Origin of the sequence: Streptosporangium oxazolinicum (genome assembly GCF_039537505.1) — a bacterium.
Lineage (GTDB): Bacteria > Actinomycetota > Actinomycetes > Streptosporangiales > Streptosporangiaceae > Streptosporangium > Streptosporangium oxazolinicum.
Window position 1 is genome coordinate 278,112 of the sequence record NZ_BAABAQ010000007.1, and the last position, 22,860, is coordinate 300,971.

Annotated in this window: 25 protein-coding genes; 15 read left to right on the plus strand and 10 right to left on the minus strand. The window is 72.8% G+C overall.

All coding sequences use genetic code 11. From position 1 onward, the window contains the following. Positions 1-58 precede the first annotated feature (58 nt). The 3 genes from ABD817_RS20760 to ABD817_RS20770 form a co-directional block, all read right to left on the minus strand. Entirely contained in the window at positions 59-877 is an 819-nt protein-coding gene (locus tag ABD817_RS20760; protein WP_344919688.1) for an SAM-dependent methyltransferase, read from the minus strand. 105 nt (positions 878-982) lie between these two features. Then, positions 983-1,798: an SAM-dependent methyltransferase gene (locus tag ABD817_RS20765; protein WP_344919689.1), complete on the minus strand. Its 816-nt coding sequence runs from the start codon at positions 1,796-1,798 to the stop codon at positions 983-985. Positions 1,799-2,060: 262 nt separating this feature from the next. Continuing rightward, the gene (locus ABD817_RS20770; RefSeq protein ID WP_344919690.1) at positions 2,061-2,564 is read right to left on the minus strand and encodes an ATP-binding protein; all 504 of its coding nucleotides are present in this window, start codon (positions 2,562-2,564) and stop codon (positions 2,061-2,063) included. A gap of 230 nt (positions 2,565-2,794) precedes the next feature. On the opposite strand from ABD817_RS20770, the gene ABD817_RS20775 reads away from it, so the two are divergent. The 3 genes from ABD817_RS20775 to ABD817_RS20785 all read left to right on the plus strand — a co-directional run bounded on the left by ABD817_RS20775 (position 2,795) and on the right by ABD817_RS20785 (position 5,687). Then, entirely contained in the window at positions 2,795-3,031 is a 237-nt protein-coding gene (locus ABD817_RS20775) for a DUF397 domain-containing protein (RefSeq protein WP_344919691.1), read from the plus strand. Positions 3,032-3,159: 128 nt separating this feature from the next. Next, positions 3,160-4,077, plus strand: a complete 918-nt coding sequence (locus ABD817_RS20780; protein ID WP_344919692.1) for a helix-turn-helix domain-containing protein — start codon at positions 3,160-3,162, stop codon at positions 4,075-4,077. Between the two features lie 77 nt (positions 4,078-4,154). After that, on the plus strand, positions 4,155-5,687 hold the full coding sequence (locus ABD817_RS20785) for an SDR family oxidoreductase (RefSeq protein WP_344919693.1): 1,533 nt from the start codon (positions 4,155-4,157) through the stop codon (positions 5,685-5,687). 13 nt (positions 5,688-5,700) lie between these two features. Here the strand turns inward: ABD817_RS20785 and ABD817_RS20790 are convergent, their stop codons facing one another. After that, positions 5,701-6,246 carry a TetR/AcrR family transcriptional regulator gene (locus ABD817_RS20790; protein ID WP_344919694.1) on the minus strand — a complete coding sequence of 182 codons (546 nt, stop codon included), beginning with the start codon at positions 6,244-6,246 and terminating at the stop codon, positions 5,701-5,703. Between the two features lie 92 nt (positions 6,247-6,338). Between ABD817_RS20790 and ABD817_RS20795 the strand changes: the two genes are divergently transcribed. Then, positions 6,339-8,852, plus strand: a complete 2,514-nt coding sequence (locus ABD817_RS20795) for a molybdopterin-dependent oxidoreductase (protein ID WP_344919695.1) — start codon at positions 6,339-6,341, stop codon at positions 8,850-8,852. 166 nt (positions 8,853-9,018) lie between these two features. Beyond that, entirely contained in the window at positions 9,019-9,951 is a 933-nt protein-coding gene (locus ABD817_RS20800; RefSeq protein WP_344919696.1) for an FAD binding domain-containing protein, read from the plus strand. 74 nt (positions 9,952-10,025) lie between these two features. Here ABD817_RS20800 and ABD817_RS20805 read toward each other — a convergent pair whose 3' ends face one another. Continuing rightward, a complete protein-coding gene (locus ABD817_RS20805) occupies positions 10,026-10,505 on the minus strand; it encodes a nitroreductase/quinone reductase family protein (RefSeq protein WP_344919697.1) in 480 nt (159 codons plus the stop codon). After that, on the minus strand, positions 10,505-11,140 hold the full coding sequence (locus ABD817_RS20810; protein ID WP_344919698.1) for an NAD(P)-dependent oxidoreductase: 636 nt from the start codon (positions 11,138-11,140) through the stop codon (positions 10,505-10,507). Before ABD817_RS20810 ends, ABD817_RS20805 begins: the two co-directional genes overlap by 1 nt. 152 nt (positions 11,141-11,292) lie before the next feature. Between ABD817_RS20810 and ABD817_RS20815 the strand changes: the two genes are divergently transcribed. After that, complete coding sequence (locus tag ABD817_RS20815) at positions 11,293-11,679, plus strand: winged helix-turn-helix transcriptional regulator (RefSeq protein ID WP_344919699.1); 387 nt, start codon at positions 11,293-11,295, stop codon at positions 11,677-11,679. A 124-nt stretch (positions 11,680-11,803) separates the two neighbouring features. On the opposite strand, the gene ABD817_RS20820 is transcribed toward ABD817_RS20815, so the two are convergent. Next, complete coding sequence (locus tag ABD817_RS20820) at positions 11,804-12,475, minus strand: response regulator (RefSeq protein WP_344919700.1); 672 nt, start codon at positions 12,473-12,475, stop codon at positions 11,804-11,806. Next, positions 12,472-13,677: a sensor histidine kinase gene (locus ABD817_RS20825; RefSeq protein WP_344919701.1), complete on the minus strand. Its 1,206-nt coding sequence runs from the start codon at positions 13,675-13,677 to the stop codon at positions 12,472-12,474. The genes ABD817_RS20820 and ABD817_RS20825 overlap by 4 nt, the downstream gene beginning before the upstream one ends. 168 nt (positions 13,678-13,845) lie before the next feature. Here ABD817_RS20825 and ABD817_RS20830 point away from each other — a divergent pair, with 168 nt between their 5' ends. Then, positions 13,846-14,751 (plus strand): ABC transporter ATP-binding protein, encoded by a 906-nt coding sequence (locus tag ABD817_RS20830; RefSeq protein WP_344919703.1) that lies wholly within the window; start codon positions 13,846-13,848, stop codon positions 14,749-14,751. After that, complete coding sequence (locus tag ABD817_RS20835) at positions 14,748-15,584, plus strand: ABC transporter permease (protein ID WP_344919704.1); 837 nt, start codon at positions 14,748-14,750, stop codon at positions 15,582-15,584. The genes ABD817_RS20830 and ABD817_RS20835 overlap by 4 nt, the downstream gene beginning before the upstream one ends. 99 nt (positions 15,585-15,683) lie before the next feature. Here the strand turns inward: ABD817_RS20835 and ABD817_RS20840 are convergent, their stop codons facing one another. Beyond that, positions 15,684-16,157: a low molecular weight protein-tyrosine-phosphatase gene (locus tag ABD817_RS20840; RefSeq protein WP_344919705.1), complete on the minus strand. Its 474-nt coding sequence runs from the start codon at positions 16,155-16,157 to the stop codon at positions 15,684-15,686. 208 nt (positions 16,158-16,365) lie between these two features. Next, entirely contained in the window at positions 16,366-17,037 is a 672-nt protein-coding gene (locus ABD817_RS20845) for a TetR/AcrR family transcriptional regulator (protein ID WP_344919706.1), read from the minus strand. Positions 17,038-17,178: 141 nt separating this feature from the next. Here ABD817_RS20845 and ABD817_RS20850 point away from each other — a divergent pair, with 141 nt between their 5' ends. The 7 genes from ABD817_RS20850 (at position 17,179) to cobM (ending at position 22,850) form a co-directional block, all read left to right on the plus strand. Beyond that, entirely contained in the window at positions 17,179-17,967 is a 789-nt protein-coding gene (locus ABD817_RS20850; protein WP_344919707.1) for an SDR family NAD(P)-dependent oxidoreductase, read from the plus strand. A gap of 53 nt (positions 17,968-18,020) precedes the next feature. After that, complete coding sequence (locus tag ABD817_RS20855) at positions 18,021-18,986, plus strand: NADP-dependent oxidoreductase (protein WP_344919708.1); 966 nt, start codon at positions 18,021-18,023, stop codon at positions 18,984-18,986. 126 nt (positions 18,987-19,112) lie between these two features. After that, positions 19,113-19,511, plus strand: a complete 399-nt coding sequence (locus ABD817_RS20860) for a TIGR03618 family F420-dependent PPOX class oxidoreductase (protein ID WP_344919709.1) — start codon at positions 19,113-19,115, stop codon at positions 19,509-19,511. A gap of 2 nt (positions 19,512-19,513) precedes the next feature. Further along, complete coding sequence (gene def / locus ABD817_RS20865) at positions 19,514-20,056, plus strand: peptide deformylase (RefSeq protein WP_344919710.1); 543 nt, start codon at positions 19,514-19,516, stop codon at positions 20,054-20,056. Positions 20,057-20,267: 211 nt separating this feature from the next. Further along, complete coding sequence (locus ABD817_RS20870) at positions 20,268-20,696, plus strand: pyridoxamine 5'-phosphate oxidase family protein (protein WP_344919711.1); 429 nt, start codon at positions 20,268-20,270, stop codon at positions 20,694-20,696. Further along, on the plus strand, positions 20,689-22,110 hold the full coding sequence (gene cbiE, locus ABD817_RS20875; protein WP_344919712.1) for a precorrin-6y C5,15-methyltransferase (decarboxylating) subunit CbiE: 1,422 nt from the start codon (positions 20,689-20,691) through the stop codon (positions 22,108-22,110). The genes ABD817_RS20870 and cbiE overlap by 8 nt, the downstream gene beginning before the upstream one ends. Further along, the gene (gene cobM / locus ABD817_RS20880) at positions 22,107-22,850 is read left to right on the plus strand and encodes a precorrin-4 C(11)-methyltransferase (protein ID WP_344919713.1); all 744 of its coding nucleotides are present in this window, start codon (positions 22,107-22,109) and stop codon (positions 22,848-22,850) included. Before cbiE ends, cobM begins: the two co-directional genes overlap by 4 nt. Positions 22,851-22,860: the final 10 nt, after the last annotated feature.

Here is a 22,860-nt window from a genome sequence, read left to right on the forward strand (position 1 = left end):
GCGGGCCGGGCGTGGGGACCCCCGGGCGCGGGCTGGGGGGGCGGTGCCGCGGGTCCCGTCAGCCCTCGACCTTGCGGGCCACCCCGCCCATCGTCCACGTCTTGTCGCGGCCCTGCGCGGCGAGCGGGTTGTCGGGGCGCCAGTGGCGTACGTAGACCAGGCCAGGATCGACCAGTTCCAGGCCGTCGAAGAAGCGCAGCACCTGCTCGCTCCGCCGCGAGGCGTCCTCGGTGCGGCCGAGGACTCGCTGGAAGATCTCGACCAGCGGGGCCTTGACCTCCTGGCGCGTGTCGAAGACGACGTGGCCGATGCCGAAGTGGCTGCCGACCGGCACCGCGTCGCGCAGGATGGCCACGCTCTTGTGCGGGTCGTCCTCGTCGGGGATGAACTGCAGGGCCGACAGGATCAGCACGGCCACCGGCAGGTCCAGGTTGACCAGGCGCAGCAGTTCCGGGTCGGCGAGCAGCTCGCGCGGGTGCAGGACGTCACCCTCGACGGCGGTGGTGTACGGGTTGGTGGCCAGCGTGGCGCGGGCGTGGGAGAGCACCACCGGGTCCCTGGAGACGTAGACCACGCGCGTGCCGGGCACGATCTCCTGGGCCACCTGATGGACGTTGCGGCGGTTGGGCAGCCCGGAGCCGATGACGACGAACTGGGTCATGCCCTGCCCGACGAGATAGCGCACCACCCGGCCCAGGAACGCCTGGGCCTCGTGCGTCATGGCCCTGACCTCGGGCGCGACGGCGAGCACCTCCTCGGCCGCCTTACGGTCGGCGGCGAAGTTGTCCTTACCGCCCAGGAAGTAGTCGTTCATTCTGGCGATGTTGGGAACGCTGGTGTCCAGGCCCGCCCCCGGCCGCCGGGACGCCTCACTCATGTGTCATCTCCTCCGTTGCCTGTGACACTAAAGAACCGCGCGTTGTGTGAACAGATGTCAAGGCGCAATGAATGCATGAAAAACTCAGTTATTTCCCAAGAAAGTCTATTCTTTGCGGGCAACCCCGCCGACGACCCAGATGGAGTCCGGCCGGTGCGGTGCCTCGCCCTCCGGCCGCCAGTCGGGGATGTAGACGACGCCCGGCTCGACCGGCCTCAGCCCGTCGAGGAAGAGCTCGACCTCGGCCTTGGTCCGCAGGTTCGCGCGGCGGGGACCGGTGATCGACCCGCTGTCCTGGAAGAGGGCGGCGAGCCGCGCCGTCCTCTCCGGGTAGAGGTCCGAGACCGCGTGGGAGAGGGCTAGGTAGCTGCCCGGCACGAGGGCCTTCTGCAGGGCGGCCGTGGACTGCAGGGCCTCCACGTCGTCGGGGATGTCGGTCAGCATCGAGAACAGCAGGACCGCCACGGGCTCGTCGAGGTCGATCATGTCGGTGAGGCCGGGATGGGCCAGGAGCCGCTCCGGGTCGCGGAGGTCCGCCTCGATGACCGTGGCCGGGCTGTTCTCCTTCAGGAGGGCCTGGGCGTGGACGACCACCATCGGATCGTTGTCGACGTAGACGACCCGCGCCTCGGGCGCGATGCCGCGCAGGATCTGGTGCGCGCTGCCCTGGGTCGGCAGGCCGCAGCCGATGTCGACGAACTGGCGGATACCGGCCTCCACCAGGAACCGTACGGCGCGGCCGAGGAATCTGCGCCCCTCCCGCGACATGGCGGGGAGCTCGGGGGCGATCGAGAGCGCCGCCTGCGCGGCGGCGCGGTCGGTGGCGAAGTTGTCCTTGCCACCCAGGAAGTGGTCGGTTATCCGGCCCGCGTTGGGGATGGTGGGGTCGAACCTGAGGCGCTCAGGTTGCGGCGACGCCATGATGTCCTCCATCCAGCCATGCGGTTCCAGCGGACATTATCGACCTTCCGCCCACGCTGTGATGTATTTCGTGGCAGAGTCTCCTTCTGCTCATGTCACTTTTTGGGCACTCGGCAGTCAGCGCCGCGCTCCCGTTCCCCCGTCGTCGGCGGGGCCGGGCCGCGCTCACGGCGCCGCGCCGCTGGTGGCGGGCCCGCGTGCCACCGGTTCCGGGTTCCGGTGCCGTCGGTGGCGGACCTTCACATGGCGTCAGTGGGTGGCGTCAGTGGCAGGCCTCCAGGTGGCGTTCACCTCTCGGGGGCAGGGCGAAGGCCGCCCACACCGCCTTGCCTCGGCTCTCCAGCGGAGCCCAGCCCCACGTCTCGCTGACGCCGTCGACCAGCTGGAGACCCCGGCCGTTCTCCGCCTCGTAGTCGGGCTCGCGCAGGCAGGGCCCCTGGTCGCTGGGGTCGGTGACCGCGCACAGCATCGAGCGTTCGGTGTGGCAGAGGATCACCTTGACCTCGGGGAAGGAGCGGGCGTGCAGGACACCCCGCGTGCCGTGGCGTACGGCGTTGGTCACGAGTTCGGAGACCACGACACCGGTGTCGTCGATCAGCGGCTCCAGTTCCCAGGCCCGCAGGGCCCTGGCGGTGAACTCGCGGGCGGTCCGTGCCGCGCACGGGTCGTAGCGGAGGCTGCGCACGGCCATCTGTAACTGGCCGGCGTGTCCCTCCTCGCCCGCCCAGGGGGGCAGGCCGCTCGGGGGGAGTAGGTGGTCAAGCATCGACAACCACCGTTCCCACCCTCCGATCTCGGCTCGGATGGGTGTGGCTTCATGTCTTTGGTAACCAGTCATCGGCGACCTTGCGGAGGGGGGCGATCGTATGGCGAGGTTGATCCGTCTAGTCATCTTGCCTTCCGTAATGTGCATAGGCAAGTACAGATGCACGTGCATCTGCACAAAAAGCTCTATGCTTCGGGGTGTTGTATCCCTCCCTGAACGGAGAGGCGAGGATGAACCAGCTGTACAGCGGCATGTCGGCCGCCCTGATGGACGGCGTCGTCTGGCGCAAGAGCCACTTCAGCAACCCCAGCGGCAACTGCGTGGAACTCGCGGAGCTTCCCGACGGCAGGATCGCGATGCGCAACTCCCGCGACCCCGAGGGGCCCGCGCTCATCTACACCCGCCGCGAGGCCGGCGACTTCGTCCGCGGGGTGAAGGGCGGGGAGTTCGACGATCTGATCATCTGAAATCCCGCGTCTGTGGTTGAAAGATAAAATTCTCTATGGTCTGAGCGCGGCGAGCGGAGTACCGTGAAGGCTCGCGATCGCCACAAAGAGTGGGCAGAGGCTCGCGTTCCGCGCCCAAAGGACTGTAGATGATCACACCTAACGCCGACGGCCGGCCGGTCAGTCCCACCCCCATGGCCGCCCCGAGGGGGAGCTCCACCGTGCTGCGGATCGTCCTGGGCGCACAGCTCCGCCGTCTGCGCGAGCAGCGGGGCATCACGCTGGAGGAGGCGGGGCATTCCATCCGCGCCTCGCACTCCAAGGTCAGCCGCATGGAGCTCGGCAGGGTCAGCTTCCGGATCAGGGACGTGGCAGACCTGCTCACCCTGTACGGGGTGACCAGTGACGCCGAGCGTGAGCCGCTGCTGTCCCTCGTCGAGAAGGCCAACCTCACCGGCTGGTGGCACAACTACAACGACGTGCTGCCCCCCTGGTTCGAGACGTACGTGGGCCTGGAGGAGTCGGCCACCGGCATCCGCAACTACGAGGTCCAGTTCGTGCCCGGCCTGCTGCAGAGCGAGGGTTACGCGCGGGCCGTCGTCCAGCTGGGCTTCCCCTCGGCCTCCGCCGAGGAGCTGGACCGCAGGGTGAGGCTGCGCATGGCACGCCAGCGGCTGCTGCGCCGCCCGGAGCCGCCCCACCTGTGGGCCGTGCTGGACGAGGCCGTGCTGCGCCGCCCGCTCGGCGGGGTCCGGGCGATGTGCGAGCAGATCGACCACATCCTGCGGGCGCTCGAACTCCCCAACGTGACCGTCCAGATCGTGCCGTTCAGCGTCGGCGGCCACGCCGCGGCCGGAGGGCCCTTCAGCATCCTGCGGTTCTCCCAGCCCGACCTGCCCGACGTCGTCTACATGGAGCAGCTCACCAGCGCCGTCTACCTGGAGAAGCGCGACGACGTCGACAGCTACCTGGAGGTCATGGAGCGCCTGTGCATCGAGGCCGAGCCGGTCACGCGCACTCGTGAGATCCTCCTGGGGATCCGCGAGGAGTTCCAGCGCAGGCTCTGAGCCGGAGAACGCGGGGCCGTGGTCCCGTGACGCGGCCCGGCCGCAACCGCCGGGCGGCGCCGTACGAAGATGTCTGAATGAGATGTCTCGTGACCGGCGCGACCGGATACATCGGGGGGCGGCTCGTCCCCGAACTGCTGGACGCGGGGCACGAGGTCCGCTGCATGGCGAGGTCGGCGGGCCGTCTGCGCGACCAGCCGTGGGCCTCCCTGGTCGAGGTCGCCCAGGCGGACGCCTCCGACGCCGAGCGGGTGGCCGAGGCCCTGGAGGGCGTCGAGGTGGCCTACTACCTGATCCACACGATGGGCGGGGGGAGCGACTTCGCCGCCGCCGACCGCGAGGCGGCCACCACCTTCGCCGCCGCGTGCGAGCGCGCGGGGGTCCGTCGCGTCGTCTATCTCGGCGGCCTCGTCCCGGACGAGAGGCTCTCGCCGCACCTGCGCTCCCGCGCCGAGGTGGGGGAGATCTTCCTGAACTCCTCGGTGCCCGCGGTGGTGCTGCGGGCGGCGGTCATCATCGGATCCGGCTCCGCCTCCTTCGAGATGCTGCGCCACCTCACCGAACGGCTGCCCGTGATGACGACGCCGCGCTGGGTCGCCACCAGGACGCAGCCCATCGCGATCCGCGACGTCCTGCGCTACCTCGTGGCCTGGGCCTCCGTCGAGGAGGAGGTGAACCGCTCCTTCGACATCGGCGGCCCGGACGTGCTCACCTACGCCGACATGATGCGGGCCTACGCGGAGGTCGCCGGGCTGCCGCCACGGCTGATCATCCCGGTGCCGCTGCTCAGCCCCGGCCTGTCGAGCCACTGGGTGGGGCTGGTCACCCCGGTCCCGGCGGGTCTGGCCCGCCCGCTGGTGGAGTCGCTGCGCAACGAGGCCGTCTGCGGTGAGCACGACATCGCCCGCTACGTCGAGGACCCGCCCGGCGGCCTGATCGGGCTGAGGCGGGCGATCGAACTCGCCCTCCGGCGCGTCAAGGAGGCCAAGGTCCTCACCCGCTGGTCCTCGGCCTCCACCCCCGGCGCGCCGAGCGACCCGCTGCCCACCGACCCCGGCTGGGCGGGCGGCAGCCTGTACGTCGACGCGCGGGCCCGCCGGGTCCACACCTCACCGCAGGCCCTGTGGACGGTCATCGAGGCGGTCGGCGGCGAGGTGGGCTGGTACTCCCTGCCGCTGGCCTGGAGCCTGCGCGGCCTCCTGGACCGGCTGGTCGGCGGCGTGGGCCTGCGCAGGGGGCGCCGCGACCCCCGGCGGCTCCGGGTGGGCGACTCGGTCGACTTCTGGCGGGTCGAGGAGGTCGAGCCGGGGCGTCTGCTGCGGCTGCGTGCGGAGATGCGCCTGCCCGGCCTCGCCTGGCTGGAGATGCGGGTGCTCACCCACCGGGGGGAGACCGTCTACGGCCAGCGGGCGATCTTCCACCCCCGCGGCCTGGCCGGGCACCTCTACTGGTGGTCGGTCGCGCCCTTCCACAGCCTGATCTTCGGGCCGATGCTGCGCAACGTGGCGAGGGCCGCCGAGCGCGGCCGGTCCGTCTCCCGGCCCTCCCCGGACGGCGCCCTCCGCGACGGTGACCCGCAGGACGCCGTCGCGGAAGGCGCCGTCGGGTGACCCGGGGTGTTCGTCACCGCTCGCCGTCGGGGTTCACGAGGACGTCGACGATGTCCGCGTACCCGAGCCCCTTGTGCGCGAACTGTCCCGCCACCGCGAGCTCCGCGAGGCCGTGGGCGGTGGAGATCAGGGCCATCACCCGGGCCTTGGGCGCCGTCCCCTCCCAGGGGCCCCGCATGCCGAGCGCGGTCATCACCTGGTCGATCGCCGTCTCCAGCTCGGGATGGTTCCCGGCGAGGAACTCCGAGGCGAACACCAGCCGGTACTCCTCGCGGTGTGTGGTGGCGTACTCGACGTAGCTCAGGTAGAAGGCCCGCAGCCGGTCGCGCGGGCCCTCGCCCTCCAGGGTCGCGGTCGCGACGTGCGTGCTGAGATCGGTGATGACCCGGACGGCGAGCGCCGCCAGCAGCGCGGTCTTGTCGGTGAAGTGCCGGTAGGGGGCCGTACGGGACAGGCCGGCCAGGTCGCCGACGGCGCGCAGCGTCACGGCGTCGAGACCCTCCTCGCGCAGCAGTCTCAGCGCGCTCTCGACCAGGCGGGTCCTGGTGTCGTCCACCATGTGGGTCTCTTTCCCCGGCACCTCGTGTTGACAATGTCAACGTACCTGGTTGACACTGTCAACATGATGTTGACGACGTCAACTGGAGGGCCATGAAGATCACGGTGAACGGGCTGCCCGCCACGGCGGACGCCCGCCCCGACGACGCCGCCGTGGACGTCCTGCGTGACGGACTCGGCCTGACCGGCGCCAAGGCCGCCTGCCGTACCGGGGTCTGCGGCGCGTGCACGGTCCTGGTGGACGGCGTTCCCCAGGCGAGCTGCCTGCTGCCGTCCACCGCCCTGGAGGACCGCGAGATCACCACCGCCGAGGGCCTCGACCACCCCGTCCAGCGGGCGCTCGCGGTCCACGACGGCCTGCAGTGCGGCTACTGCACGCCCGGGTTCGCGGTCGAGGGCGCGGCCTTCGTCGACGCCTGGCGCGCCGAGCACGGCGACGTCGCGCCGCCGCGCGAGCGGATCGCCGCCGCCCTCGCCGGTCACCTGTGCAGGTGCGGCGCGTACGAGGGCATCCACGCCGCGATCGCCGCCGCCTGCCGGGGAGAGCACGACGACGCCGAGGGGACGCCCGCCCGGGTGGAGGCGATGGACAAGGTCGCCGGCCGCGCCCGCTACACGACCGACGTGCGCCTCGAAGGCCAGCTGGAAGGGGTGATCATCCGTTCCGCGCGGGCGCACGCCCGCGTCACCTCGGTCAGGGTGGACGCCGCCCACGTGGTCGACCTGCTGCCGCCCGACCGTACCGTCCGCTACGCGGGACAGCCCGTCGCCGCCGTCGCCGCCCCCACCCGCCGCGAGGCGCTCGCGATCGCGGAGGCCGCGGAGATCGGCTACGACCCGATGCCCGCCGCGTTCGACGACGCGCCGGACGCCCCGCCCGTCTACGACGAGGCCGCCAAGAAGCACGTCCCCAGCTCCAGCGAGGGGGTGAACCTGCCCGGCGGCTGGGACGGCAACGTGCGCGGTCCCTTCACCAGGGCGAGCTGGCGCGGGCGCACCGCCGTCAAGCGGATCGAGGCGGCCAGGCGCGACGCCGCCCCCGACCTGGTGACCGGCACGTTCACCACCGCCGTACAGGTCCACACCCCGCTGGAGCCGCACGCCTGCGTCGCCCGCTGGGACGACGCGGGCGACCTGCACCTGCACCTGTCCACCCAGACCGTGGGCCTCGTCGCCGAGCAGGCCGCCAAGCGGTGGAACCTGCCCGCCGGGCGGGTCCACATCGTCACCGACCACGTCGGCGGCGGCTTCGGGGCCAAGAGCGGCATCGGCACCGAGACGATCGCCGCCGTCGAACTCGCGCGGGCCTGCGGTGCGCCGGTGCGCGTGGTGTTCAGCCGCGCCGAGGAGCTCACCGACGCGGGCAACCGCCCCGGCACCCGCACCACGATCGAACTGCTCACCGACGACCGGGGCGACCTCGCCGCCCTCACCATGGACGTCCACGGGCGCGGCGGCGTGGCCATCGGGTCGGCCGTCGCGCTGATGGCCCGCCTCGTGTACGGCACCGCGCCCCGGCGGCTCCGCGACTACGACGTGGTCACCAACGAGCCGCCGGGCACCCCGTTCCGCGGGCCGGGGGCGCCGCCCATGCTCTGGGCGCTGGAGCAGGCCGTGGACGAGGCCGCCCACCGCCGGGGCGAGGACCCGATCGCGCTGCGCCGCCGCTGGGACGGCAACCGCAAACGGCACGCCCTCTACGACCTGGCCATGACCCTGCCCGAGTGGACGGCCAGGCCGCGCACCGGCTCCCAGACGGGCCGCTTCCGCAGGGGCGTCGGGGTGGCCGCCGCCAACTGGCCCTACATGCTCGACCCCGCCACGGAGGTGGAGCTGCGCGTCGAGGGCGACGTGGTCGTGGCCCGCACCACGACCCAGGACATCGGGACCGGCATCCGCACCGTCATCACCGGTGTCGTGTGCGAGGAGCTCGGGCTGCCCGCCGAGCGCGTCCGTGTCGAGATCGGCAGGACGGGCACCGTGCACGGGCCGCCCTCGATCGGCAGCCGCACCACCGCCTCGGTGGCCCCCGCCGCGCGCGACGCCGCGCGGCGCCTGCGGACGCTGGGCGTGACCGACGGAGCCACGGTCGTGGGCGGGCGCCGCCGCGACCGGCGCGGCTACGTCACCCCGTTCCCGGTGGGCGGCATGGCGATCGGCCGAGGGTTCAGCGGTTCGGTCCACGTCACCGAGGTCGAGGTCGACACCCGCCTGGGCGTCGTCAGGCCGCTGCGGGTCTGGGCCGGGATCGCGGTGGGCCACGTCTACGCCGAGCGGCTGGCGCGCAGCCAGTGCGAGGGCGGCGTCGTGCAGGGCATCGGCTACGCCCTGTACGAGGAGCGCCTGGTCGACCCGGTGACGGGAACCGTACTGACCGCCAACCTCGACGACTACCGCATCCCCGGCATCGGCGACACCCCAGAGATCACCGTGCACTTCCACCGCGACGGGTGGGACCACGTCAACGGCCACGGCGTCGGGGTCGGGGAGATCTCCACGGTCGGCGTGGCGGCCTCGGTGGGCAACGCCGTGCACAACGCCACCGGCTGGCGCCCCCACGACCTGCCCATCCGCCCCGACCGGCTCCTCGAGGGGATCGCCCGATGACTCTCTTCCCGCAGCCGGACCCGGCCCCTGAACGGGCGCCCGGGGGAGCCACGAGGGATCGCCCGATGACCCTCCTCCCGCAGCCGGACCATGAACGGGCGCCCAGGGGGGCCGCGGCCTTCTTCTCGGAGCGCGGCCCCCGGATCCCCACACTGGAAGGTGTTCGATGACCGCACTCACCGATCTCGGCGAGGCCGTGCGGCGCGGGGGCGAGTTCCGCGCCGGAGGCACCGACCTGATGGGCCGCCGCGCGGCGGGGCCGCACGTGGACCTGCGTGACGTACGTGACCTGCCCGGCATGTCCGGCGTCATCTGGCAGCCGGACGGCTCCGTCAGGATCGGCGCGCTGACCACGGTCGCGCGGGTGGCCCGCGACGCGCGCCTCGGCGCCGCCCACCCCTGCCTGACGCTGACGGCGGCGGGCCTGGCCACGCCGCAGATCCGGGAGGTGGCCACCGTCGGGGGCAACCTGCTGCAGCGCAACCGCTGCGCGTACTTCCGCAACCCGGCCTTCTCCTGTCACCAGAACGGCGGTGACCACTGCCCGGCCCGCGCGGGGCTCGCCCCGAACGCCGCGATCCTCGACAGCGGCCCGTGCGTCGCGCCGCACCCGTCGTCGCTGGCGGTGGCGCTGCTCGCCTGCGACGCCTCCGCCGAGGCGCACGGCGGGGACCCGTTTCCCGTCGCCGACCTGTACGGGGACGGCTCGGACCCGTCCCGCGACCACCTGCTGCCCCCGGGGGAGATCCTCCTGTCGGTCCTCCTGCCGCCGCCCGTGCCGGGGGAGCGGGCCGCCTACCACCGGGCGATCGGCAGGTCCGAGGCCGAGTGGCCACTGGTGGAGGCGGCGGCGCGGCTCGTCGTCGACGACGGGAGGATCACCTTCGCCAGGGTGGCCGTGGGGGGCGTCGCCCGCGTCCCCGTACGCCTGCCCGAGGTGGAGGAGGCGCTCCTGGCGGGGGAGTCCCTCGACCGGGCGGCCGGGCTGGTCACCGCCCGGTGCGCTCCGGCGGCCCGCAACCACTACAAGGTCGCGCTGCTCGCCGGGACCGTCCTGGAGGTCCTGGAACGCGCGACCGGAACCGGCGAGACCCGCTGACCGGCCCGGCCGGAGCCCCCGCCGTGCCGCCCGGGTGCGGCGGGGACACCGGTGGAACGGCTCGCCCGGCTTCGTCATCCCGTACGGGGAAACCGGGGGGCCGTCACTCCGTATGGGGGAACCGGGGGGCCGTCCCCCGTACGCTCGACGATCACCAGGGGGATGTCCCGCTCGGTCCGCTCCTGATACCTCTGGTAGGACGGCATCGTCGCGACCATGAGCCGCCACAGCCGGGGTTTCTCCGAGGCCGTGGCGGTCCGCGTGTTCACCGCGAACGTCTCCGCGCCGATCTGGACCACGGCGCCGGGGGTGTCGACCAGGTTGAGATACCAGGCCGGATGCCGGTCCGCCCCGGAGTTGGACGCGGCGAGGACATAGCGGTCGCCGTCGCGCGCGTAGACCAGGGCGGTGCGGCGGAGCCTGCCCGACCTGCGGCCACGCGTCGTCAGCAGCAGGTCGTTCATGCCCGGCCTGGCCTGCCCGCCGGTCTCGACGAAACGACGGATGTGCCGGGCCACCCACTCGTCCGGGCTGTCGACGATCTCCTCCTCCATCAACCCCCCTCGACGCCGAGGTGCGTGCGGTGGTGCTTGGGGGCGTCGATCTCGTCGAGCAGCGCGATCGCGAAGTCGGCGTAGGAGACGCGGCCGGTCGCCTCGGCCGGAGCCGTGCGGTAGCGGCCGGTACGGGTGCCGCCGTGGTCGAAGTCACCGGCCGGGCTGACGACCAGCCAGTCGAGCGCGGTGGTGGCGGTGCGCAGCACGTCGTTTCCGGCCGCGTGCCCCAGGTAGAACGACCGGTACTCCTGCGGGTAGCCGGGCGTGTCCATGAGGAGCGTCCCCGACGCGGTCTCCAGCACCGACGCCAGGCCGACCACCAGCAGCCTGGACACCTTGGCCCTCGTCAGCCCGTCGAGCAGGGCGCGGGCGGCGTCGGCGAAGAAGACGTCCTGCGCCGCGCCGGGGTCGTAGACGGCGCTGATCGCGGCGTCGTGACCCTCGGCGAGCCGTGTGACGCCGCTCGCGTCCGTGACGTCGCCGGCGACGACCCGTACGCCGTCCGCCGCCAGGTCACCGTGCCCGGCCGGGTCACGCACGACCGCGGTGACCCGGTGACCACGCCGGAGGGCCTCGTGGACGGCCGCCCGGCCCGCCCTGCCACCCGCGCCGAAGACAATGATCCCGCTCATCCGCACACCTCGCGTCCAGGGCCGGACCTGATCGCCGGCCGCTGCCGGGAGAGTAACCGGGCAGGTGGTTACCACCGGGATACCCGGCCGCCGTGGGCGCTCGCGTGTGACGGGCGGTGGTCGCCGAAGGGATACCCGGCTACCGTGGAGCGGTGACAGAGCCCCTCGATCCGGAGATGTTCGACCCGGTTTGCCCGTCCGATCTCACGCCCATCCGTTTCGGTGACAAATGGGCAGGGATGATCATCCGCTGTCTCGAGGACGGCCCGCGGCGGTTCTCGGAGCTTCGGATCCCGCTGCGCGGCATCACCGCGAAGGTGCTCACCCAGTCGCTCCGGGCGCTCGCGCGCGACGGCCTGATCGCGCGCACCGCCCATCCCGCGCAGCGGGTCGAGTACGCGCTGACGCCACTCGGCCGCAGCATGCTCGAACCGATGGACGCCGCGTGCGCCTGGACACGGGAACACTGGGACGAACTCATCGACGCGCGCGAGGCGTCCTCCGCCGCTCCGTCGTACGGGCTTGGCCGGGCGGGCTAGGTACCGGACCGGGGGTGACCGGGCGGCCGACACACCGGGGACGTCTTCCGGACGCATGACGCGGTGCCGGGGGCACCCAGGGGCATTTGGGAGCACGGCCAGTCGTGACACGGCGCTACGAGCGCTACAGACGGGACGGGCGGGCCGTGACCAGGCCCGTCTCGTAGGCGACGATGACCAGCTGGGCTCGGTCGCGGGCGCCGAGCTTGCCGAGCAGGCGGCCCACGTGTGTCTTCACGGTCGCCAGGCTCAGGGTCAGGTGATCGGCGATCTCCGTGTTGGACAGTCCCCTGGCGATGAGTGTCAGCACGTCGAGTTCCCGGCCGGTGATCCCGTCGAGTCCGCGGGTCACCGGGCGCGTCGGTTCGGGACGCCGGGAGAACTCGGCGATGAGCCTGCGCGTCACCGTCGGCGCGAGCAGCGCCTCGCCGGAGGCCACCACCCGAATCGCGGCCAGCAGGTCGCCCGGCGGGGTGTCCTTGAGCAGGAAGCCGCTGGCCCCGGCCCGCAGCGCCGCGTAGACGTACTCGTCCAGGTCGAACGTGGTGAGCATGAGCACCCGCACGCCCGGGACGCCCGCCGGGCCGCAGATGCGCCGGGTCGCCTCGATGCCGTCCATCTCCGGCATCCGCACGTCCATGAGCACCACGTCCGGAGACTCGCCGCGTGCCAGCTCCACCGCCTCGGTGCCCGTCCCGGCCTCGCCGACCGACACCAGGTCGGGCGCGGTGTCCACCAGCACCCGGAAACTCCCGCGCAGCAGCGCCTGGTCGTCCGCGACGAGCACCCGGATCACGGAACCTCCTCGTACGGCCCACGCGTCCGCGTGTGTGACGCGCCCGTCTCCCCGTTCGGCACGCGCGTCTCCTCGTACGGTATGCGGGCCGAGATCCCGAACCCGCCCTCCGGGCGGCGCCCGGCCGTGAAGCTCCCGCCGTACATGACCACCCTCTCGCGCATCCCGATCAGCCCGTGTCCCGGCCCGCCGGGCAGCACCCGCTCGCCGGGCCCGTCGTCGGTGACCTCGACCCCGACCTCGCCCCCGGACGCCCGGACCGAGACCCGGCACCGGGCGGGGGCGGCGTGCCTGACGACGTTGGTCAGCGCCTCCTGGACGATCCGGTAGACCGACAGTTCCACCCCCTCGGGCAAGGTGGTCGCCTGAATGTCCAGCTCGACGCGTACCCCGGCCATCGACGCCCGCTCCGCGAGGCCGGTGAGCCCCGCGAGGCCGGGGGAGGGGGCGAGGTCGGGGCCGAGATCGGAGCGGAGCACCCCCAGCAGCTGGCGCATCTCGGCCAGGGCGCCCCTGCTCGTGGTCTCGATGACGCGCAGCGCGTCCGTGGCCTCCTCGGGCCGCACGGCGGCGACGTGGTTGGCGATGGCCGCCTTGACCGCGATCAGGCTCATGCTGTGCGCCACCACGTCGTGCATCTCGCGGGCGATCCGCAGCCGCTCCTCGGCCACCGCCCGGCCCGCGAGCTGCTCGGCCGCCCGCGCCGTGTACGCCCGCCGCTCGCGTACGGCGCGGCCCGTGACCCAGGCGCCGCCCATGAACGCCACCCCCACCAGCAGCGGTCCGACGACGCCGGGCGCCGGGGCGGGGGCGCCCATCGCCGACAGCAGCAGGACGGCCACCGCGCCGCAGACGCCAATCGCGATCGTGGGCTCCCAGCGGGGCCGGGGTCGGGTGAGCGCCACCATGTAGACCGCGAAGGCCGCCGCCGCGAACCTGTCGTGCACCGCGCCCAGGAGGACGACGGACACCAGCGACATCGCGAAGACGGCGCAGAAGACGGTGAGCGGCCACAGCCGCCGCACCGCGAGCGGCAGGGTGATCCCGGCCAGGACCAGCAACTCCCCCCACGCGGGGACCGCCGGGTCCAGGCGCCCGGCTCCGAACAGCAGCAGCGTGATCGCGTACCCCACCGCCCCCAGGGCGTCGAGGCGGACGAGCCGGCCGCGGCTCCAGTGCCGCGGGAAGAGCGAGTCGTCCACGGTGAAACCGTATCCGCCGGGGACGCCTGCCCGCCTCCTCCCGTGGGACGTCATCCCCGGGGCCGATCCTCCCGCGCCGAGGCTGCCCGCGTCAGGCCCGGGGCTGACCGCGAAGTGCCCGCCGTGGTCCGACGCGCCCGGGTTCTGCCCCGCGAGAGCCTCGACGGCATGATCGAAGTCAGGGAGTTGACCAAGCGCTATGGCGCGACCGTCGCGGTGGACGGCTTGTCGTTCCAGGTGAAGCCGGGTCTGGTCACCGGTTTCCTCGGTTCCAACGGCGCGGGGAAGTCGACCACGATGCGCGTGCTGCTCGGGCTGGACGCGCCCACCTCCGGCCAGGGGCTCGTCAACGGGCGCCGCTACGCCACGATGCGGCACCCGATGCGCGAGGTCGGCGCGCTGCTCGACGCGAACGCGGTGGACGGCGGGCGCAGCGCCTACAACCACCTGCGCTGGCTGGCGCGGAGCAACGGGATCGGGGTCTCGCGGGTGGCCGGCGTCCTGGAGCAGGTGGGCCTGGCTGGGGTGGCCCGCAGGCGGGCCGGTGACTTCTCGCTCGGCATGCTGCAGCGACTGGGGATCGCGGCGGCGCTGCTCGGCGACCCGGGCGTACTGATGTTCGATGAGCCGGTCAACGGGCTCGACCCGGAGGGCGTGCGGTGGATCCGCCACCTGATGCGCTCGCTGGCCGCCGAGGGGCGCACCGTGCTGCTCTCCAGCCACCTGATGAGCGAGATGGAGCTCACCGCCGACCGCCTCGTGATCATCGGGCGTGGCCGGCTGGTCGCCGAGACCACGGTCGGCGAGCTGGCCGCCCGCCACGACCGGGGGGTGCTGGTGCGCTCCCCGCGCGCCGCCGAGCTCACCGGCGTGCTGGAGGCCGCCGGCGCGACGGTCGGGACGGAGCCCGGCGGAGGACTGGTCGTCAGAGGGCTGGACGTCGCCGAGATCGGGGACCTCGCCGCGGGCGGCGGCCTCGCCGTGCACGAGGTCACCCCGCGCAGCGCCTCGCTGGAGGAGGCGTACCTGGAGCTGACCGGCGACAGCGTCGAGTACCGGGCGGGTGGGCGATGACCGCTCTTTCGCGGCACGAGGTGACGGGGAGCCGACTGGTGGCCGACGTGCTGGCCGCCGAGTGGCTGAAGCTGCGTACGATCCGCTCCACCTGGTACGTCCTGGCCGTCGTCGCGGCCTTCGTCGTCCTCATGGCCGTGTTCACCCTCTACGTGGGCGCCCTCTGGGACGGGCTGCCTCCCGAGGGGCGGGCCACCCTGCGCGCCGCGCGGCCCGAGCAGATCCTGCTGCTGCCGGTGCAGATCTGCATGGCCGTGCTCGGGGTCCTCGCGTTCACCTCCGAGTACGCCACCGGCATGGCACGTACCGGCTTCACCGCGGTGCCGCAGCGAGGAGTGGTGCTGGCGGCCAGGGCGGCGGTCGTGGCCGCCGTCGCGTTCGCGGTGGGGCAGGGGAGCGGGCTCGTGGCGTTCGTCGCCGGACGGTTGATCATCGGTGACCGTCCGATCCCGGGCTTCGCGGCACCGCTGTCGGAAGAGTTCCCCGGGATGTTCGCCGGCGGGCTGTCGGTGGTGGTGCTCGCCATGGTCGGACTCGGCGCGGGCGCCGTCCTGCGCTCCACCGCCGGTGCGATCACCGGCGTCGTCGCGTACCTGTACATCCTCCCGAGGTTCGCGACCGCGCTGCCCGACCCGTGGAACGCCAGGGTCGGTTCGGTGCTGCTGGAGGATCTGACCAGGCAGGCCGCGGGCGAGCCGCCCCTGGCGGTCGGGCTCGGCGACGCGACCGCAGGGATCGGGCTGTCACCGGCGGCGGCGCTGGCGGTGATGGCCCTGTACGTCGCCGTCGCCCTCGGCGCGGCGGCGTTCGCGCTCACCCGGAGGGACGTGTGATCCGGGTGCCAAGTGATCTACTTTGTAAAGGCGCGGGGTTGGTGGAATCCCCTCGCGGAAAAAGAGAAACCTCACCGGTCAGGGAGACGAGCGAGGATCTCACCTGAGGGTGACCGCCAGGTGCTTGGCCAGACCCTCGGAGGCGGCCCTGACCATCTCCAGCACCTCGGCGAAGCCCTCGCGCTCGCCGTAGTAGGGGTCGGGCACCTCGGCGCCCTCGGGGGCGGCGGGGTCGAAGGAGCGGAAGAGGCGCACGTCCGCGCCGTCGGGGGCGAGGTCGCGCAGGGCGGCGAGGTTGTGGGCGTCCATGGCCAGCACCAGGTCGACCCGGTCGTACCAGTCGCTCAGGAACTGCCGGGCCCGGTGCTCCGAGCCGTCGTAGCCGTGCTCGGAGAGCATCTCGGCGGCCCGCGCGTCCATCGGGCCGCCCTGGTGCCAGCCGCCGGTGCCCGCGCTGTCGACCGTGACGAGATCACCGAGACCGTGGTCGTCGAGGGTCTTCCTCAGCACGACCTCGGCCATGGGGGAGCGGCAGATGTTCCCCATGCACACCACGCATATGCGATAACTCATGCCTACCAGGATGCCGCCTGCTCGGGGTGCCCCCGCCGGGCGGCTTCGGGCCGACCCGAATGTGATCCGGTTGTACGGCCGGTGGGCGAAGACCTGGACGGATCATCGCAGACCAGGCGGTTACCGGCCCCACCTCCAGCACACCATCCCTTAGGACCGCCGGGCCCGGTCGGAGCCCGGGGCGATGTCGGAGGGCGGCGGCCCGGCTTTATCGAGGGGTTGATGGAAAGGCCACTCGGGTCAGGTCCGTTGGGACGGGGGGCGGGAGCGGCCGACGGGGGGTGCCGTCCGTTCGAAACGCGTCGAGGAGATAGCCGACGAGCCGCTTCGACGCCGCGGCCGTGGAATTCGGCGCGTTTTGCACTACACCGCTATTGGCCATGAGAACCAGGGCGAGATCGTCAAACGTGAAGTCGCGGCGGAGCCGGCCGGAGTTCTTCGCGCGGTGAATGAGTTGCTGGAATCCGGCTACGCCCTGCCGTAGTTTCTCCGCGACCATGGACGCCTGCGGAAGTCGCCCGACGAAGGCGGCGCTGAATCCGTGGTCCTCCGCCTGCATCGCGGCGAGCCCCTCCACGGCGGTGCACAGTCCTCGCCAGGCGTCAGGGTCTGCCAGGGCGGCCTCGACGATGGCGGCGCACTGGGCGAACTGCTCGGCGAAGACCTCGATGAGCAGGTCCTGCCGGGTCGGGAAGCGCCGGTACAGCGTGGCCATGCCGACTTCCGCCTCGCGGGCGATCGCCGACATGGGCACGTCGATGCCCTTCGTCGCGAAGAGGTGCCGTGCGGCGGCCAGTATCTTCTGCCGGTTCTCCCGGGCGTCGGCGCGCAGAGACGCCTCCGCCTCTGCGGCGGCCGGTCCGTTCACCGCCGAGGTCATCTGAGAATCTTCCGCCGCCATTCTTCCCACTTCCCCCGCAAGCGGATAACTCTGTCCGTTTGCCTGCTTACGATAGTCGCATCGCTCCGGCCGAACAAAAGCCGGGGGTGAATGTCGTTTTCTGGATTGAGGAATCAGGTAATGCCCACTGCAGTCCTTATCGGAGCCGGGCCGGGCCTTGGCCTGGCGATGGCGCGACGCTTCGGGCGCGGGGGATACACAATCGCCCTGATCTCACGTGACCCCGCTCGCCACGACGACGCCGTCCGGGAGCTGGCCGGCCTGGGGATCGAGGCGGCCGCCTTCGCCGTGGACGTCCGCGACACCGCCGGGCTGGGCGAGGCGCTGGGCCGGGTGGAGCGGGAGTTCGGCGCCATCGACCTCGTGTACTACGGGCCGTCGCCGCACAGCGTGGCCGAGGCGCGGAAGCCCATCGAGGAGATCACGGGATCTGACGTCGAGGAGGCGATGGCCCTGGTGTACCCGGCGGCGGACGTGGTCGCCAGGACGCTCCCCTCGATGCGGGAGCGCAGGACCGGGGCGTTCCTGTTCACCAGCGCGATCAGCGCCGTCGTCCCCGTTCCTCAGCTCGGTGCGATGACGGTACCGGCGTCTGCCGCGCGCACCTACGCGGTGACGCTCAACGCGGCGCTCGCCCCGCACGGCGTCTACGCCGGGGTCCTGCTGATCGGCGGGCTGATCGAGGGCAGCGACATCCACGCGGCCATGTCCTCCGCGGGGGAATCGGACTCCGCCTACCTGCTTGATCCTGACCGCACCGCGGACATCGCCTGGGACATGGTCGCCCGGCGCAAGTCCCCCGAAGCCCTGATCATGCCCGGCCGTAGGGGACTGGGCCTCACCCTGCTGCTGATCGCCCGGCTCCTGCGGGTGACGAGGCGCAGCGGGCGCTCCCCCTGCCGCCGCTGAGCCCCGGACACGGCGGGGCACGGAAACCCTGGAAGAAGAGCAAGGAGAACCACATGAAGGCGATCGGCTTCCACACGCCCGGAGGACCGCAGGTCCTCACCGAACTGACCCTTCCCGTACCCGAGGCGGGGCCGGGTGAAGTGCGCGTCCGCGTCCACGGCGCGGCCGTCAACCCGGCCGACACGCTCATCCGCATGGGTGACGTCGACCTGGGCGCGATGCCGGGGCCGTACGTCCTCGGCATGGACGTCGCGGGAGTCGTCGACCAGGTCGGCCCAGGCGCGTCCACGTTCGGCGTCGGTGACCGTGTTATGGCCGTCGTCATCCCCGACCGGCCCCACAACGGTGGATACGCGCACTATGTCGTGGTCCCTGCCGGTCAGGTGACCGCCGCCCCGAAGAACGTCAGCCTGATCGAGGCGGCCACCGTTCCGATGAACGGTCTCACGGCCCTGTGGGGCCTGCACGTCCTGAACGTGCGCCCCGGCTCGACCGTCGCCGTCACCGGCTCGACGGGCGCTTTCGGCGGCTACTTCATCGAACTGAGCAAGCGCGCGGGCGCGAGAGTGATCGCGGACTCCGGTGAGAGCGACGAGGCGCTCGTCCGCGATCTTGGAGCCGACCTGATCGCCCGCCGAGGTCCGGGGTATGTCGCCGACGTGCGCCGGCAGATCCCCGACGGCGTGGACGCGCTCGCGGACGCCGCCCTGCTCGGTGACGCCGTGCTGGACGCGATCTCCGACAACGGAATCTACGCGGGCCTGCGCGCCGCCGGGGAACGCGGCACGAAGCCCCTTCCCCACCCCGCGCCGCGCGGCATCGACTACCGCTACTTCGGCTTCTACGAGAATCCCGACATCTCGAACAGCCTGCTCGAACTCGCCGACGCCGTGGAGGCCGGGCACCTCACGCCCCGCGTCGCCGAAGTGATCGATCCCTCCGACGCCGGGCGAGCTCATGCCGCCCTGGAGGCCGGGGGAGTGCGCGGGCGATTCGTGCTCGACCTCTCGCGTCCCTGAGCGCGGCGAGGACCGCCGGCCGTCGCCGACGTGGACTCCGCCGCCGTCCCGGGGGGCGGTGGAATCGATCACGCGCGCGTGATGTTCGATTGCCTCATAGGCATCGTTCGTGACGCGGAGGTTCCGGTGGGAAAACTCAATGAAGACGCCAAGGAACTGCTCGGGCGGCCCCTCCACGCCTGGGTGACCACCGTCAGGCCGGACGGGTCGCTGCACAGCACGGTCGTGTGGGTCGACGTCGACGGAGACGACGTCGTCTTCAACACGGCCGTCGGCCGGGCCAAGGAGCGCCACCTGCGCGCGGATCCGCGCGTGTCGGTGAGCGTCCTCGACCCCGAGGACGCCGCCCGCCTGGTCAGCGTCTCGGGTACGGCCCGGCTGGAGCTGGAGGGCGCGGACGAGGTCGTCGACCACCTGGCGAAGAAGTATCTCGGGGTGGAGTCCTACCCCTTCCGGACTCCGGGCGAGCGGCGTGTCACCGTGAGGGTCACGCCCGACGACGTCATCTTCAACGCGGGAGGCTGAGAGTGGAGCCGAGTGGCGAGGGCAGGCCCATCCGTCATGTGGGTGACCCGGTGCTGCACCGGCCCTGCGAGCCGGTCACCCGTTTCGACGAGGACCTGGCCACGCTGGTGCACGACATGTTCGCCAGCATGTACGCCGCGGACGGCGTGGGGCTCGCGGCCAACCAGATCGGGGTCCCCCTGCGCGTGTTCGTCTACGACTGCCCGGACGAGACCGAGGAATACCGCAAGGGCGTCGTGGTCAACCCGGTCCTGGTGCTGCCCGAGGCCGCCGCGCGCACCCTGGCCGACTACGACGAGGGCTGCCTGTCGGTGCCCGGACAGCGGGCGTCGCTCGCCAGGCCCGACCGGGCGGTCGTGCACGGTGTCGATGTCACCGGGGTGCCCCTGACGGTCGAGGGCACCGGGCTGCTGGCCCGGTGCCTGCAGCACGAGACGGACCACCTCGACGGCCGCCTCTACATCGACCGGCTCCCGGCGGAGCGGCGCGAGGAGGTCCTGCACGCCTACGAGGAGGAGCGCGACCGGCCCGCCACGGAGGAGTGATCGGCGCTGACCGGTGGTGGGGGCGACGGCGGGTTCGCCAACCATTGGGTTGGGATTCCAAAGGGCCATTGGAGAGATGCCTTCGGCGAGGGGCTCCGCTCCGGGGGGAGGGGGAGCGCGGCGCGCGAGTAGCGGAGCGTGCCGGGTCTTCGTGCGGCCGTGGCGACCGGCCGGTGGCCGGTTCCAGCGATGGACGCGGTCCGGGGCTACCATGTCGCCCGGTAGAACGGCATCGGGGAAGGGCTGGCTGTTGAAGGATCTCGGGGAGGGACTCCGCGCGTTCTGGCGGGAGCGTCACCTGTGCACGATGACCACCGTGCGCGCCGACGGCACGCCGCACGTCGTCCCGGTGGGGGTGACGCTGGACGCTGACTCGGGGATCGCCAGGGTGATCACCTCGGGTGGCTCGCACAAGGTCCGCCACGTGCTCGCGGCGGGGGACGAGGGGGCGGCCGTCGCGGTCTGCCAGGTGGACGGGAGGCGCTGGTCGACCCTGGAGGGGCGCGCGGTGATCCGTACCGACCCCGAATCGGTCGCCGACGCCGAGCGTCGCTACGCCGAGCGCTACCGCGCGGCCCGGGAGAACCCCGCCCGCGTCGTGGTCGAGATCCGCGTCACCCGGGTGCTGGGCAATGTCTGACCCCGCCACCACGGCGGCCGGTCCCGTCGTCGTCGTCGTCGGGATCGGCGACGACGGCTGGGCCGGTCTCTCCGAGGCGGCACGGCGCGAGCTGCGCGCCGCCGAGGTCCTGATGGGCGGCGCCCGGCAGCTGGGACTCGTCCCCGACCTCGGCGCCGAGCCCGGTGACGCGTACGGTGGCGAGCCCAGTGACCAGCCCGGCACCGACCCCGGCATTGACCCCGGTGACCAGCCCGGCACCGGACCCGGTGGTACGCACGGTGGCGAGCCCGGTGACCAGTCCGGCATCGACCCCGGTGGCGAGTACGGTGCCGGGCCCGGTGCCGAGCGTGTCGTCTGGCCCTCACCGCTGCTCCCGGCCCTGCCCGCGCTGATCGCCTCCCACCGGGGGCGCAGGGTGTGCGTGCTGGCCAGCGGCGACCCCATGTTCCACGGCATCGGCACGACCCTGGTGCGGCTGCTCGGCGCCGACCGGGTGCGGGTCCTGCCGCACCCGTCGTCGGTCTCCCTGGCCTGCGCCAGGCTCGGGTGGGCGGCCGACCGGGTCGAGGTGGTCAGCCTCGTGGCGCGGCCCGCCGAGGTGTTGCACCCGGTCGTCCACGACGGCCGCCGCGTCCTGGTCCTCAGTGCCGACGGGCGCACCCCGGCCCGGGTCGCCGGGCTGCTCACCGCCCGAGGCTACGGCGCGAGCCCGATGACGGTCCTGGAACGGCTGGGCGGTGCCGGGGAACGCCTGCTCTCCGGTACGGCCGCCACCTGGTCCCCGCCCGTGACCCACGATCTCAACGTCGTCGCCGTGGAGTGCCGCGCCGACGCCGGGACCGTTCCGCTGCCCCGCCTGCCCGGCCTGCCCGACGAGGCGTACGAGCACGACGGCCAGCTCACCAAGAGCGAGGTGCGCGCGGTCACCCTGTCCCGGCTGGCGCCCGTCCCCGGGCAGCTGCTGTGGGACGTCGGCGCGGGCGCGGGCAGCATCGGCATCGAGTGGATGCGCGCGCACCCGGACAACCGGGCCGTCGCGGTGGAGTCCCACCCGGCGAGGGCGGCCGCGGTCGCCCGCAACGCCGCGGGGCTGGGGGTTCCCGGTCTCGGCGTGGTGACCGGTGCCGCGCCCGCCGCGCTCGCCGGGCTGGAGCGGCCCGACGCGGTCTTCGTCGGCGGCGGGGTGACCGTTCCCGGGATGGTGGAGGCGTGCTGGGAGGCGCTGCGGCCGGGCGGCAGGCTGGTGGCCAACGCGGTGACCGTCGAGTCCGAGGCGGTCCTCGCCCTCTGGCACGGCAGGCTCGGCGGCGGCATGGTCCGGCTCGCGGTCAGCAGGGCCGCCCCGGTCGGCGCGTTCACCGGCTGGCGGCCCATGATGCCCGTCACGATCTGGACCGCGGTCAAGCCGCCCGTCCCGGAGGAGACACGATGACGGTACGTTTCGTCGGTGCCGGGCCGGGCGCCGCGGATCTCATCACCGTGCGGGGTCAGCGGGCGATCGCGTCCGCGCCGGTGTGCCTGTACGCCGGGTCGCTGGTCCCGGCCGAGTTGCTGGAGTCGTGCCCGCCGGGCGCGCGGCTCGTCGACACCGCGAGGATGGCCCTGGAGGAGATCGTCGCGGAGATGGTCGCCGCCCACGGGGCCGGGCACGACGTGGCCAGGCTGCACTCCGGCGACCCGTCGGTGTTCAGCGCGATGGCCGAGCAGATGCGGAGGCTGGACGCCGAGGGGGTGCCGTACGAGGTGATCCCGGGCGTGCCCGCCTTCGCCGCCGCCGCGGCGTCGCTGCGGCGCGAGCTGACCGTGCCGGGGGTGGGGCAGACGGTCGTGCTGACCCGCACCGCGGTGCGCGCCACCCCCATGCCCGAGGGCGAGGACCTCGGCACGCTCGGCCGCAGCCGGGCCACGATGGTCCTGCATCTGGCGGTGCAGCGTATCGAGGCCGTCGCGGCGGAGCTCGTCCCCAACTACGGCGCCGACTGCCCGGTGGCCGTGGTGGCCAGGGCCAGCCGCGACGACGAGGTGATCCTGCGCGGCACCCTGGGCGACATCGCCGGGCAGGTCCGCGAGGCGGGGATCCTCCGTACCGCGGTGATCGTCGTCGGCCGCGTGCTGACCGCCTCGGAGTTTCCCGACAGCCACCTGTACTCGGCCGCCCGCTGCCGTGACTGACCCCGCGCCC

What these genes read in the sequence shown, in the direction of transcription:
- ABD817_RS20760 (WP_344919688.1), bottom strand. Translation starts at nt 877, where the DNA reads ATGAGTGAGGCGTCCCGGCGGCCGGGGGCGGGCCTGGACACCAGCGTT.
- ABD817_RS20765 (WP_344919689.1), bottom strand. Translation starts at nt 1,798, where the DNA reads ATGGCGTCGCCGCAACCTGAGCGCCTCAGGTTCGACCCCACCATCCCC.
- ABD817_RS20770 (WP_344919690.1), bottom strand. Translation starts at nt 2,564, where the DNA reads ATGCTTGACCACCTACTCCCCCCGAGCGGCCTGCCCCCCTGGGCGGGC.
- ABD817_RS20775 (WP_344919691.1), top strand. Translation starts at nt 2,795, where the DNA reads ATGAACCAGCTGTACAGCGGCATGTCGGCCGCCCTGATGGACGGCGTC.
- ABD817_RS20780 (WP_344919692.1), top strand. Translation starts at nt 3,160, where the DNA reads ATGATCACACCTAACGCCGACGGCCGGCCGGTCAGTCCCACCCCCATG.
- ABD817_RS20785 (WP_344919693.1), top strand. Translation starts at nt 4,155, where the DNA reads ATGAGATGTCTCGTGACCGGCGCGACCGGATACATCGGGGGGCGGCTC.
- ABD817_RS20790 (WP_344919694.1), bottom strand. Translation starts at nt 6,246, where the DNA reads ATGGTGGACGACACCAGGACCCGCCTGGTCGAGAGCGCGCTGAGACTG.
- ABD817_RS20795 (WP_344919695.1), top strand. Translation starts at nt 6,339, where the DNA reads ATGAAGATCACGGTGAACGGGCTGCCCGCCACGGCGGACGCCCGCCCC.
- ABD817_RS20800 (WP_344919696.1), top strand. Translation starts at nt 9,019, where the DNA reads ATGACCGCACTCACCGATCTCGGCGAGGCCGTGCGGCGCGGGGGCGAG.
- ABD817_RS20805 (WP_344919697.1), bottom strand. Translation starts at nt 10,505, where the DNA reads ATGGAGGAGGAGATCGTCGACAGCCCGGACGAGTGGGTGGCCCGGCAC.
- ABD817_RS20810 (WP_344919698.1), bottom strand. Translation starts at nt 11,140, where the DNA reads ATGAGCGGGATCATTGTCTTCGGCGCGGGTGGCAGGGCGGGCCGGGCG.
- ABD817_RS20830 (WP_344919703.1), top strand. Translation starts at nt 13,846, where the DNA reads ATGATCGAAGTCAGGGAGTTGACCAAGCGCTATGGCGCGACCGTCGCG.
- ABD817_RS20835 (WP_344919704.1), top strand. Translation starts at nt 14,748, where the DNA reads ATGACCGCTCTTTCGCGGCACGAGGTGACGGGGAGCCGACTGGTGGCC.
- ABD817_RS20840 (WP_344919705.1), bottom strand. Translation starts at nt 16,157, where the DNA reads ATGAGTTATCGCATATGCGTGGTGTGCATGGGGAACATCTGCCGCTCC.
- ABD817_RS20845 (WP_344919706.1), bottom strand. Translation starts at nt 17,037, where the DNA reads ATGACCTCGGCGGTGAACGGACCGGCCGCCGCAGAGGCGGAGGCGTCT.
- ABD817_RS20850 (WP_344919707.1), top strand. Translation starts at nt 17,179, where the DNA reads ATGCCCACTGCAGTCCTTATCGGAGCCGGGCCGGGCCTTGGCCTGGCG.
- ABD817_RS20855 (WP_344919708.1), top strand. Translation starts at nt 18,021, where the DNA reads ATGAAGGCGATCGGCTTCCACACGCCCGGAGGACCGCAGGTCCTCACC.
- ABD817_RS20870 (WP_344919711.1), top strand. Translation starts at nt 20,268, where the DNA reads ATGTCGCCCGGTAGAACGGCATCGGGGAAGGGCTGGCTGTTGAAGGAT.
- cbiE (WP_344919712.1), top strand. Translation starts at nt 20,689, where the DNA reads ATGTCTGACCCCGCCACCACGGCGGCCGGTCCCGTCGTCGTCGTCGTC.
- cobM (WP_344919713.1), top strand. Translation starts at nt 22,107, where the DNA reads ATGACGGTACGTTTCGTCGGTGCCGGGCCGGGCGCCGCGGATCTCATC.